Consider the following 13,216-nt stretch of genomic DNA (forward strand, 5'->3'; position numbering starts at 1 on the left):
CAGTAAATAGTTTTAAACATATATAACTTTTTTACTCTAATTAAAATATAGTCTTTTTTAGGATATAAATATAATTAAATTATGTTAAAAAAAGTAGTTAAAATAAGTTAATACAATATCAAAAATTAATTGATTAATAAAAATAATAAAAAAGGGGCAATCTAATATATTGCCCTCCCAAAAAATTATATGTCAAGTGGTTTTAGATTAGGAGTATGCTGCTACATATTCTCCAACGATTTCAGCATATTCTTTTCTGATGTCCTCCCATGTTTTTCCTTTATCTACTATTGCATCTGCTAATTTAGGCGTGTGGTAAGCTTCTACACCGTAGAATGTTTGAGGTGTTTCTTCTACGAAGTCACGACGTACAGCTCCCCCACCACATCCAATAGGAGTGTCTACACCTTGTTCCTGCATGATGGCAACGATTTTACCGAAACCTGTCATGGTTGTTGTCATTAAAGCTGTTGCAGTGACGAATGCTGCGTCGTTTTCAACCGCCGCCTTTACCACATCTGCATGAGGTACATCACGACCAAGGTCTACTGCGTTGTAACCGTTTGCATTTAAGAACATACAAATTAGGTTTTTACCTATGTCATGAGGGTCACCTTCCACTGCACAACATACAACGTTTGCCTTGGAATCCGCTTTGTGTCCTAGTTTTGCTTCACATAAAGCTACTCCACTCATCATGGCATCCCCTGCCAGCATCAAGTCAGGTAGGAAAAATTCACCTTTGGTGTATAAGGCACTTACTCCATCCATACCTTTCATCAATGCATTGTTGATAAGGTCAATAGGATCGGCACCATCATCCAACGCCTTTTGTACTTTGGCATCACAGTCATCTTTGTCACCATACAGGACCGCTAATGCCAATGTTCTGTGAACACCTTCTTCTTTAGGTAATATTTCAACTACTTCAGGGTCATCTTCAGGTTTTAAAGCCGGACCCTCTATTTTTACATTGTATCTTATAGCAATTACTTCATAATCTTCAACGTTTTCGAAATTATGATAATATTGTTCTAATGGACTAGTTTCAGGCATAAATAACACTTCCTAAATTTTATAACTCATATTCTTTTGGATCATGTTCTTTTACTTTTCTTCCATACCTTTTGATACAAGTTTTTACAAATTTATCTTGATCGTCAGGTAGTTGCTCGTATGTTTTTTGGGTAGAGTCAAGGGTATCCCTTTCGAATCTGGTTAGCAAGATTCTTCCCTGATCAACTGCTTGATTGATTAATTCAATAGCTTTAAGTGCTGCTGCACGAGATCTTAGATAGATATCTTCCCCTTCTTCGGTTATTGCTTTTCCTATTAAGTATGCATTGTCGTATGCCAATATTACACCTTGAGGGTCTCGATATTTATCTGCCAATACATATGTATCCCTTAACTGTTTTGCTGTTCCGATTTGAGTAGCTGTGTTCATTAATGCACATTCGTAACCTAAGGATTGTAACCATACACCAGGGGTTGGTCCACCCATTTCTTCTCTGTTATATACAGATTCGTTACTCCATACATCACATACACCAGCGGTTAAGTTACCCATTAAGTCTGCGTGAGCACAGGTAGCGTTTTTACCTTCTGCACAAATAGGTACAGATGCAATTGATTTAACAATAGGGTTTTCATATCCACAATCTTTTGTAGGTCCGGTTGCACCACATTCAATAGCTACTAAACTTCTTGCACCTGCAATAGCTCTAGCTACTGCTGCGATTGTGTGTGATACGTTTTTAGCTAATAATCCACCAGCTAAGAACATTGCAGTGTTAGCTTGTGCACAGTCTGTGTCTCCACCAGCAACTACATTGTTTCTTTTTGCACAGTCTACAATTTTAGTCCACATGTATTCCATATCGTTGGAACCGAGTACACCTATACCGTAGAGTATAGCTCTTGCGTCTCCTCTTGAAATACCGTAGTCTGATACAACTTTTCCACCAACGGTTTCGATACATAACATGGAAGCACCGTTTTGAGCACATGCTTCGAATGATTCATCCATAGCTATGTCGAATTCGGATCCTCTTAATCCGTTTTCTTCTTCTCTCATATCTGCTACTGTACTCATTAAGGATACTCTTGTACCGAATTTATCGTGTAATTCTTCGAGTTGTTCCCATGTTACAGCTGTACATCTTTCGGATGCTTCTCTGCTGATAGATTGTTGCTGTACGTGTTCAGTTTCAATCTGCATTGCAGGTAATCCTATATCTGCTGCACGTTGAGTTGCTGCAAAAGCAATGTTTTTTGATGTTGCTTCTAATCCATCAATTGTTTCTTCTGATCCTTCTGCTGGAGCTACTTTAATGTTTGGATAAACAAGTCCTCCACCTGCTACTTGGTCTAATCCTAATTTAACAGGATGTTTGGTTTCCCCAAATAACATGTCGTCTGCTGATTTAGTTTCCATTTTTGTAAATGCTTTTCTTGACATATAATTTCACCACTAAAAATTTTTTTAATCTTATACCCACATAGTTATTACTTTAGCCCTTATGGATATATAATATATTACCTTATTAACAACAATTATGATTGAAAAGTGGTAAAGTTTTTTTTAAATCGGCAGTTTATGAAAAAATAAAAAACGAGTAAATCCCCATAAAATCAAAAATAAGCGATTTAATCAATTTAAAATTATTAAATTAATACCATTATTTATGAAAAATTCGGAAAAAAATGGTTAAAAATACCTATATCAAAAAAGGATGCGTGTAAAAAAAAGTAATAAATTAATAAAAAAATGAGCTATTTTTGAATTTGTTTAATAAAGTCCAGTTGAAAAAAAATCAATAGTCCATTTGGATTTGAAGAAATTACTTAAGATAACAAAACACAAATATTAATATGTACTTTAATAAAGTATTATTTAGAACATTAAATTAGAGATGGTTAAATGACAAAAACAGGTGACGAAGTACTTCAAGAAGTATTGGATACTATAGAACCCCTAAGGGGAGTTTTAAATGTAGGAGTTCTTAATGATGAGGTAAGAGCAAATATCCTAAAAATAGAAATGGAAAAAACGGGTGAATTAATTCCTGTAATAAACCTTGGTGTAAAAGAATGCCTGGAAAGGGATTATACAGTAGCCATAATAAAAAATGCTTCATTCAGACCACCTCCAACTGCAACAGTGCAATTTGTAGACAACCATGGAAACTTGCTTGGTGAAGAAATTGTTAATGTTGACCAAAAGAAAAAATATGAAAACGATGAGAAAGCACAATTTATACACCCAGACTTTGTTCTTCTGAAAAACCAACAAGAACTTCAAAATGATTTGAAACAAGAAAACATTCAAGAAACTGCTAAAAAACAGGCATTCGTTTTACCTCCAGTTCAATTTATAGAGGTAGAGGAATTGGAAGATACATGTGATGTAGTATCAAGTAGTCCTGATCCATTAGCAGATTTGTACTTGAAGGAATACTTTAACTTTGAAGATGATCCTAAACTAGCATCAATACTAGTTGGATTTAACGTCAAAAAATAATTTAATCCCCACTTTCTTTTTTTTAGAAAAAAATTGCTTATTTTAAAACAAACTTTCAGTAAGTTGTCAATAAACTCTCAAGTAGTAAATAGCAACTAATTACCTCAAGAGCATAGACACAAATAAAAAGTCAGTTTAATATTTAAAAAGAGTAATTGTTTTTGTAATGATAATATAAAAAATAGTTGATTGAATTAATAAAGTAGAAAAAAGAAAAAGAAAATGAAAATTATCTATTGATAAAATTCATCTCTTGCTTCTACAAATGCTTTTAAGTTTTCAAGAGGTGATTTAGGTGCAATACCACAACTTGGAGCTAAAACATTTATTCCTTTTTCTAAAGCTTGAGTTGCTTCAGCTTTTACTTCGGATGTAGGTTTACTGAATAAGGTTTGACTTGTTGATACGTTACCAACTAATACTGAGTCTGAACCTTCAGCAGCTCTTACTTGTTTAGCTTCTTCTACATCTACAGCTTCTTCGAATGAAATTCCACTGAAACCACAGTCTAACATACCTTCCATAATAGGTCTTGAGTTACCACAGATGTGGAGAATACTGTCACATTCAAATGCATCAGATAAATCTTCTAATGCAGGTTTTGCGAATTCATCAAAGTCATTAGGGTCTAATAATTCAGGTGAGGATGTTGGGTCTGCTACACAAATAACATCTACACCAGCTTCATTAAATGCTTCTACTAATTCGGTTTGTGCATCTAATGCAACTTCTACTACATCTTCTACTACGAAACTGTCAGTTTTTAACATTTTTACTAAATCTTCTACACCTAATAAGTGTCCTGCTAATGTGAATGGACCAGCCATACCTACAACTACAGGTACATCAGGGTATTCTTCTTTGGTTTTTTCAATTGCTTGAACAATAATTGGTAATCTACCTTGTTCTACATAATCATCAGGTACTTCTAAATCCTCTACATCATCAAAAGGAGCATGTGTTCTTAATGTTGGAGTTGATTCCATGTCACCTAAGTCAACTTCACAACCAAATGCTTCTGCTTCTGCGGTTAAGTCGAAAGGAATTCTTGCACATTCTAATCCTGCTTGTTCGTGTAATGATACACCTAATCTTACCATTTCATCAACATCTTGGTGTGCTTTAGGCCAGGATACGTTTGCTGCAGGGAAAGCATCTTCAATTGCTGCTGCTGTTGCACTTATTACAGGTACTTTTTCTACTTCTTCGTCGTTTAATGCTGCTTTTAAATTTTCTATAAGATCCATTTGTTCACCTTTATTATAATATATATTATGAGTCTATATTTTTTTTTAAACTCTTCAAATTTTAAATGTTATAATTATAAACATTGTTAATTGAACTTCCAATCTGTAGAAGATATGGATTCAAGGGTTATTAAAATCTAACGATTTTAAAGGTTACCAAGCTATCCCCCCAGTTCCTGAGGTTCATAGTATTAATGCATTATTTATTTAAACATATCTAATCAAATTTTTAAGAGCTTTTTTACCCTTAAATAATTTTAAGTATTTTTTGATAACACATCGATAAATGTTCAAATTAGTAAAATACATTACCACATTAGATATTTAACAAGCTAAAGCACATAATACTCTAACATGTGAAAATTAGTTCAAAATGTGAGTATAAGACTAATTTTACAGTTATTATAAATATTTTTTATAATCATATTTTTAGCATTAACTTGTTATTGGTATAATATATAATCTTCAATACATATATAATTTAAGAAAATTTCTATGATTATAAACTATTTTTTATATACATGAAAAAAAAATTTTTGTTGATGAATAGTATACAAGAAAAAATAAAAAACAACACCAAATTATATTAATTTCATTAATTAAATATATTATACATATAGTAATTTTCTAGAGTACTATTTCAAAAATTTTACTAAAGGTGACTAAATGAAAGTAATAGAAAAAGTTGAAGCGATTAAGCAACAAGAATTAACTGCACAAGAAAACTTAGATCAGATGTATAGCGTCATCGAGGAAAAAAATGATGATATAAATGCATTTGTAGAATTAGATTATGAACGAGCACAAAAAGTAGCACAGGATATTGACAACAGAATAAAAAATAACAAAGAAACAGGTAAACTAGCAGGTTTAGTTATTGGAATCAAATGTAATATAAATGTCGAGGATTTCATTGTATCAGCAGCATCCCCTACACTCAAGGAATACTATGGAAGTTACAATGCCACTGTGATAAAAAATATAATTAAAGAAGATGGAGTAATCGTCGGATTAACAAACATGGATGAATTTGCAGCCGGAAGTTCTACAGAAACGTCAATGTATGGACCTACAAATAACCCTAATGCTTTAGGACACATCCCTGGTGGTTCAAGTGGAGGTTCAGCAGCAGCTATTGCAGCAGACATGTGTGACATAACACTTGGTTCTGATACAGGTGGTTCAATTAGAAACCCTGCATCACACTGCGGAGTTATGGGATTTAAACCAACATATGGTATGGTTTCACGTCAAGGATTACTTGACTTATCAATGAGTTTAGACCAGATTGGTCCATTTGCAAATGATACAAGCGGTATTGCATTAATGCTTGATGTCATAACAGGTTATGACCCATATGACCCTACAACATTTGAAAGGGAAAGTGGAGAATTCTTAGATGACATTGAATGTGAATCATTGGATAATACCACTGTCGGTGTTGTTAAAGAATTTATGGACGTTACGGATGAAAAGATTGATTCCCAGATAAACAAATCCATAGACAATCTATCATCACTAGGTGCAGAAATCAAGGAGTTAACCTTTGAGGACATTAACCTTGGTCTTCCTACATACTACCTTATAAATTACGTGGAATTCTTCTCCGCTACCAGAAAATATGATGGACGTAAATATGGTGAAAGAATTGAAGAAGTATGTGGTCCGGAGGTTGCACGTAGAATTCAAATCGGTTCATACATAAGCCAAAAAGAATTCAGTGGAAAATATTACAAAAAGGCACTGCAGGCAAGATCCCTCATACGCAACGACTTTAACGCACTGCTGAAAGATGTTGATATAATAGCAGGTCCTACAGTTCCAAAATTACCTCACAAGATTGGTGAAAAACTGGAAACAATGGACATGTATGCTTATGATGTGTTAACCGTTCTTGCAAACATCACCGGTATTCCTGCAAGCAGTATGAATGCTGGCAGAGTAAATGACATACCTGTAGGTCTACAGCTACAGGCAAAACCTGAAGAAGATCATAAAATATTAAGTACAATGAGTGCTTTAGAAAAATTATAAAACATAGCCACTTTTAGTAAAGAGAAAAAAAAATTAGATGTTATTTTTAATAATAACATTATAACTTATTTTTTAAAAAAAAAGATTTATTAGAATAAACCCCTTTCAACTGTTTTAACATCTTCATCCTTATTTAAAACAAAGCTTTTGAGGTATTCTTCATCGTTGAGCTCAGGATAATCACTTCTGAAATGAGCACCCCTACTTTCTTTTCGGAGCAATGCTGATTTTACTATTAATCTAGCTAGTTGAAGCATGCTTATTACTTCAAGGGCAATCATCAGTTTAGAGTTGTATTCCTTGAATGATGGTACATCCATATCAAGTGTCTTCTCTTCCAATTGCTTTAACTGACTTTGAGCTTCAAGCAAACCTTGTTCATCCCTGACAATTGCAACGTATTTCCACATTATATCTTGAATTTCTTCCTTGATGTCTTCAGGATTATATTTTCCCTGAGTCCATATATCTTCAATACGTTTAATTTCATCATCCACTTCACTCTGAGATGGAGCAGTCAACTTCAATGTTTGAATATTTTCAGAACATTTCAATCCGGCCCGATTACCAAATACCTGCGTATCGGCCAGTGCATTACCGCCCAACCTATTTGCCCCATGTACTCCTGAGGTAACTTCCCCTGCAGCATATAGGTTTTCGATGTTTGTTTCACAATCAGGGGTTATCCTTATACCGCCCATGAAATGATGGGCCGTAGGTGCTACTTCCATAGGTTGATTGACTATATCAACACCCACATCCTTAAACTGTTGAACCATGGTGTGCAGTTTTGTCATTATCTGCTCTTCCGGCAAGTGTTCAACTGACAGATAAACTCCACCTAATGGTGTTGCCCTACCTTCTTGGATTTCACTGTATATTGCTCTTGCAACAACATCCCTTGTAGCCAATTCCTGACGTGAATCATAATTTATCATGAAACGTTCACCTTCTGAATTGATTAAATGACCGCCTTCTCCCCTTACAGCCTCTGTGATCAATACACCTCTACGAGATTTTGGTGAAAGCATACCGGTAGGATGGAATTGGACCATTTCCATGTCCATGACATCTGCACCGGCATTATATGCTATCATTACACCATCCCCGGTTTTTTGTGATGCATTTGAAGTAACAGGATACAGCCATCCACATCCACCTGCAGCGATTACGGTAGTTTTGGAGTTATATATTACAATAGATGAATCATTTAGATTTAAACCCATTGCTCCGACAATTTTCGTATGATTTTCATCAAACAACAATTTGGTAATCATTATTTCATCATGTGTTGTGATGTTTTCACGGATAATCTCTTCCCTTAATCCCAACATCATTTCATGACCCGTTTGATCCCCTTTAAAACATGTTCTTCTATATGATTGACCACCAAATGCCCTTTGGTTTAATCGTCCATCATCCTGTCTGTCAAATAGTGAACCGTAGTCTTCAAGTTCTATTAAACGTTGAGGGGATTCTGTTACGAGTTTATGCACCAATCTCAAATCATTTAAGAATGCTCCACCTTTTAACGTGTCCTGGATATGTAACTGTAATGAATCCTCTTCATCAACATAGCCAAACACCGCATTATAACCACCTTCGGCTAGCATTGTACATCCTGATTTAAAGGTAAGTCCTTTCGATACAATTATGACATTTGCATCGTTTTTACTAGCCACAATTCCACATTTACAACCGGCCCCTCCAGAACCGATTATTAATACATCACATTCATATCTTTTAATATCCATAATCACACCTCTTTATTTAACTGTATTTTCCAATGTACCTATACCTTCAATAGTGATACTGACTGTATCGTTTTTATGTAACTGACCAACACCGGGAGGAGTACCTGTCGCAATAACATCACCCTTATTTAATGTCATAATTGACGATACGTATTCAATTAATTCCATTGGTGAAAATATCATATTGGACGTACTTGAATTTTGTCTTACTTTTCCGTTTACTTCCAACTTAATATCCAAATTAGATGCATCCATATCAGTTACAAGACACGGCCCAATTGGACAGAATGTGTCAAAATTCTTTGCCCTTGTCCATTGTCCATCTTTTTGTTGTAAATCCCTCGCCGTAACATCATTGACGATAGAGTAAGCGAATTTAACGTTTTCGTTAAATTCATCGTATTTCACATCCTCTAAGAGGACAATCGCCAGTTCTGCCTCATAATCAACTTGCTGTGATATTTTTGGATATATGATTTCATCATGATGTGCTATCATGGACGTGGATGATTTCATAAACAGCAATGGCTCATCAGGTAATTTCATCTTCAGTTCACTGGCATGATCCTTATAATTCAAACCCACACAAATTATCTTAGAGGGAATTGTAGGTGTCAAAAATTTCACATTATCCATATCTTCCACATATAACTCCTTTAAATAATTATTCTGACAATATTCATCATATGCCTCATAAATACTGGAATAATCAATTTTTACTATTGAATCATCCCTTATTATCCCTATAGATTCAGTATCATTTGAATCTTTATATCGAACGAATCTCATGTTAATCGTTATATATCCTTAATAATCCTGCAATATTCTTTCAATAGGCACTACAAGTATATCCTTGGCACCAAGTTTTCTTAATTTGTTCAAAGTGATGAATACGTCCCTTTCTGAAATAACTGAGTTTACCGCTACCAACTCATCATCGCCATATATTTCAGATATCGTCGGTCCTCCCATACCTGGTATGGCTGCCTTGATTTCTTCAAGTTTATCCTTTTCAACGTTTATCATCAGAAGTTTTTTACCTTCAGCATGCAATACCCCTGATATTCCCAGTTTAATCTCATTTATTTTAGTGGTCTTTTCTTTAAAGCTATCCTTATTGGCTATTAATACAATTGAACTTTCAAAAATCGTGTCAATTTCCCTTAAATGGTTGGTTTTAAGTGTAGTACCCGTACTTGTTAAATCCGATATTACATCTGCCACTCCTATTAATGGTGCTACCTCTGTAGCTCCAGTCAATGCCAATATCTTAACGTCAATACCCTTTTGTTTAAAGTACTGTGAAGTCAAAAATGGAAACTCCGTTGCCACCGTTTTGATATTTTTCAAGTCTTCAACACTTTGTATATCAGAATCTTCCGGTGCTGCAATAACCAGGCGGGTTTTACCAAAACCAAGATCATATAAAATTTCAACATCAGCATCTCTTTCTGCAATCAAATCTTTACCTGTAATACCCATATCGGCAGCTCCGTCTGCAACATAATCAGGAATATCTGCCGCCCTTGTAAACATCACATCTATATCCGAATCAAATGTCTTGGAAAATAATTTACGATTTGAATTATCAACCAAACCGATTCCCGCTTTTTCTAGCAAATTTACTGATGGTTCACTAATACGTCCCTTTGATGGAATAGCTATACGAATCTGCATTATAATATCCTCCCTACTCTTTTAATAAAAATTGTTAACTTAATATTTTTTTTTGTTTTTATATTTATTCATATTATTTTAAAGATAATAATTATTTATATGTTTCTTTACATATTTTTCTTTTTCGTAATATGAGAATATTTTAATGTGAAAATACAAAAACAGATAAGAATTTTAAAACAGATATAATAGTATAAAGAACATTTTTAGCATATATATAAAAAATAATAAGGTAAAAACATGTTAAAATTTAAAGGAAAAATAACATCAGGATTGAATAGAGCCAGTGAATTTATGAAAAAGGAGATATACACCGGACAATATCAGGACAAATTGGGTTATGCCCCATATTTTGGAACATTGAATATAACATTGGATGATGACATCCATTTGGATGTTAATGGCAAACTTAAAGAAGATTTGAAAATTATTCATGGAAACTCCGAGTATGGTGATGTGTTCTTTTTAAATGCGAAAATAACGAATCCTAAAAATAACATCAGCAAAAAAGGAGACATACTGTTTCCTACAAAGACTGTATATACCTTTAATACCCTGGAATTTGTTGCTGATGAAAAGCTACGTGAATGTTTAGATGTTAAGGATAATGATTGTGTTATCATAGAGTTAATTTTGTAGTCATGAAAGAATAGTTTAGATTTTTACAAAAAATATTAAGTATAATAAAATTGAAATATTATAGTATATTAAAAATATTTACGGAAAAAAAATAATTGCATAATTAATTACAGTATATTTCAGGAAGCAAGATATTATGGTAACAGACTACAAACTGGTTAGCGAGGCAAAAGTGGACAAATCAATGATTCGGAAAATAGGAGAATACGAATTCATTAAGATTATCCCTGGCGAAAAAAATGTCCAAGTAAGTAAAATAACACAAACAAAGATTACAGAACCTATCGTCCAAGAAGATGAGATAATCATTAAAGCATATCCCCAGGAAGTAAAATTATTTAAAAACGAAAATAAAGACGTTAAATATGAAACCCGATGGTTATCCATGGACAATAAACGGTTTGATATTCCATTAGCAGATATTAAAACCATTCATTCATTATTACAAGCTAAAAATATCATGGACGGCAATATATTACATTTATCCAATGTATTGAGTTTAGTCATTAAACAAAATACGCTTAAGGAAGAAATAAATAAGATAAAACATGAATATAATGCTGAAGAAGAAAAAATTTAAATTATGCAAAAAATAATAATAAAAAAAAGATTTGAAATATCTTTTTTTAAACCCTTTTTTTATAGAAAAAATTTCATTTACTACTGATTCCCTTATTTACCAAACACCCAAATAGTTAAGATTACTCTTTATACAATTTACATATTTCTTCATGAGTCAAATATCCTCTGAACTCAGGTTTTTTAGCCAGTTCATATATTTTCATCACATCAATGTCCTTATTGACAACGTCCATCGCTGCCTGAGTAAATGTTTCCAGTTGCAGGTAATCCTCAGGAACCCTTCCCTTATTTTCAACCTTGGCCTTTGTAATGCTCCAAATATTCTCACGGCTGACATTGGACTTGTTGGATAAAAATTCACTTACATGATTTACTATTTTCTCATCATAAGTCCTGTTTAATATTATAGCACTGGTATCCACGTCCAACTTATCCAATAAGTCTATGTGTGCCTTAATGTCTATTGCGGCCGTTTCAATACCACCCTTACTTACACTTGATACCATGATTACCGGAATATTACCTGCACGTGCTATTTCAACTGTGGAGTATGGTGTTTTCTCATTTAACAAACCTGTTGCCGCACTCATAACACCCTCTACCAATACAAGATCATATCCTTTATTCTTAACCTGTTCAAGCACATCCTCCAAAGGCGTCCATCCTATGTTACTTATTTGTATTGAAGCATAATCCTCCAATTTTTCCTTGTTGACATATAATGATGGAGACAAATCCCTGATATCAGGTCCTACCTTAATGACATACGTATGTATTCCACGTTGTCTTAAGGCACCTACGATACCGCTTGCCAAAAATGTTTTACCTGACTCAGAACCCGTACCCATCAACATTATCATAGGAGGTACTTCGGGTTTTTTTCTATTAAATACACAGATCTCATTAGTGCCAACGGCCAATTCATGGAATACCCTGTCATGAAGCTTCTTATTTCTTTCCTGTATATCCTCATATTCATCTACAGCATCAATATACTCGAGGATATTATTTACCACCTGCGGATTATTATCCAAGAGACAATGAACGGTAGTACCAAGGATATTACCTTTCTTATTGGATACACCTGATAAAACCCTTTCCGGCTTATATTTATAATTTGATCGTTCTATGTTGGAATAAATTACGTTCTTATCTTTGGATTCTATTTGTCCATAAGTGTGACAGTGAAAACCATTGACTGTTGTATCCTTTAAATTCTTTGTAAATAATGTGGAATCATCAACAATTTCCGCATTTATCCTGTTGGTATTTATCAATGGTTTAAATGAAACATCCAATAAATTCAATCCTTTTCTAATAATAGGCACCGGAGAGTTACGTCCAACATCAGTTTGTCTGCCCAGTATCTGAAAACCAGCACACATTCCAAATATAAATCCATCATTATCATTTATGAGATTTATTTCCTCTTCTAACTCAGGAGTTATCGTCTCTGATTCTACCAGTGTTCCCCCGGGAATAATCAGTCCATCCAATTCTTCATGTGCCTTATTACCATTTTCTATTGTTCCGTCAGATTTAACTATATCGGTTGGTAAATGTCCGAAATGTTCATATAATGGTAAAGCACCTTTTACTTCAAGTAATCCTATTTTTTTCATTAATAATCACGGCTATCAATTTTTTCGTATATGTAAAATTCATTCATTATTATAAAATATGTATAATATACTTAAAAAGAATTACTTTTATCAGCAGATAAAAATCAGAATCAGTTTAAAAAATATTAAAAAAAGTAG

11 protein-coding genes are annotated in these 13,216 nt (G+C 33.7%); 4 read left to right on the forward strand and 7 right to left on the reverse strand.

What is annotated here, in order from left to right; all coding sequences use genetic code 11:
• Positions 1–207: 207 nt before the first annotated feature.
• Positions 208–1,056 (reverse strand): methanol--corrinoid protein MtaC, encoded by an 849-nt coding sequence (gene mtaC / locus AW729_RS06245; RefSeq protein ID WP_112124300.1) that lies wholly within the window; start codon positions 1,054–1,056, stop codon positions 208–210.
• 19 nt (positions 1,057–1,075) lie between these two features.
• Positions 1,076–2,461, reverse strand: coding sequence for a methyltransferase MtaB domain-containing protein (locus tag AW729_RS06250; RefSeq protein ID WP_112124301.1), 1,386 nt, complete (start codon positions 2,459–2,461; stop codon positions 1,076–1,078).
• A gap of 462 nt (positions 2,462–2,923) precedes the next feature.
• Here AW729_RS06250 and AW729_RS06255 point away from each other — a divergent pair, with 462 nt between their 5' ends.
• Positions 2,924–3,523, forward strand: a complete 600-nt coding sequence (locus AW729_RS06255; protein ID WP_112124302.1) for a hypothetical protein — start codon at positions 2,924–2,926, stop codon at positions 3,521–3,523.
• Positions 3,524–3,756: 233 nt separating this feature from the next.
• Here AW729_RS06255 and mtaA read toward each other — a convergent pair whose 3' ends face one another.
• Positions 3,757–4,770, reverse strand: a complete 1,014-nt coding sequence (mtaA, locus tag AW729_RS06260) for a methylcobamide:CoM methyltransferase MtaA (RefSeq protein WP_112124303.1) — start codon at positions 4,768–4,770, stop codon at positions 3,757–3,759.
• 666 nt (positions 4,771–5,436) lie between these two features.
• On the opposite strand from mtaA, the gene gatA reads away from it, so the two are divergent.
• Positions 5,437–6,804, forward strand: a complete 1,368-nt coding sequence (gatA, locus tag AW729_RS06265; protein WP_112124304.1) for an Asp-tRNA(Asn)/Glu-tRNA(Gln) amidotransferase subunit GatA — start codon at positions 5,437–5,439, stop codon at positions 6,802–6,804.
• Positions 6,805–6,893: 89 nt separating this feature from the next.
• Here gatA and tfrA read toward each other — a convergent pair whose 3' ends face one another.
• From tfrA to hisG, 3 genes are read right to left on the reverse strand one after another with little or no spacing between them, the layout of a single operon-like run.
• Positions 6,894–8,558 carry a fumarate reductase (CoM/CoB) subunit TfrA gene (gene tfrA, locus AW729_RS06270; protein WP_112124305.1) on the reverse strand — a complete coding sequence of 555 codons (1,665 nt, stop codon included), beginning with the start codon at positions 8,556–8,558 and terminating at the stop codon, positions 6,894–6,896.
• A 12-nt stretch (positions 8,559–8,570) separates the two neighbouring features.
• Positions 8,571–9,347, reverse strand: coding sequence for a fumarylacetoacetate hydrolase family protein (locus AW729_RS06275; RefSeq protein WP_112124306.1), 777 nt, complete (start codon positions 9,345–9,347; stop codon positions 8,571–8,573).
• Positions 9,348–9,365: 18 nt separating this feature from the next.
• Positions 9,366–10,235 (reverse strand): ATP phosphoribosyltransferase, encoded by an 870-nt coding sequence (hisG, locus tag AW729_RS06280; protein WP_112124307.1) that lies wholly within the window; start codon positions 10,233–10,235, stop codon positions 9,366–9,368.
• A gap of 240 nt (positions 10,236–10,475) precedes the next feature.
• Between hisG and AW729_RS06285 the strand changes: the two genes are divergently transcribed.
• Positions 10,476–10,874 (forward strand): DUF120 domain-containing protein, encoded by a 399-nt coding sequence (locus tag AW729_RS06285; RefSeq protein ID WP_112124308.1) that lies wholly within the window; start codon positions 10,476–10,478, stop codon positions 10,872–10,874.
• A 136-nt stretch (positions 10,875–11,010) separates the two neighbouring features.
• Positions 11,011–11,454 (forward strand): hypothetical protein, encoded by a 444-nt coding sequence (locus AW729_RS06290; RefSeq protein WP_112124309.1) that lies wholly within the window; start codon positions 11,011–11,013, stop codon positions 11,452–11,454.
• A 121-nt stretch (positions 11,455–11,575) separates the two neighbouring features.
• Here the strand turns inward: AW729_RS06290 and AW729_RS06295 are convergent, their stop codons facing one another.
• Positions 11,576–13,078, reverse strand: coding sequence for an AAA family ATPase (locus tag AW729_RS06295; protein WP_112124310.1), 1,503 nt, complete (start codon positions 13,076–13,078; stop codon positions 11,576–11,578).
• Positions 13,079–13,216: the final 138 nt, after the last annotated feature.

Source organism: Methanosphaera sp. BMS (assembly GCF_003268005.1).
In the GTDB taxonomy this organism is placed as follows: domain Archaea; phylum Methanobacteriota; class Methanobacteria; order Methanobacteriales; family Methanobacteriaceae; genus Methanosphaera.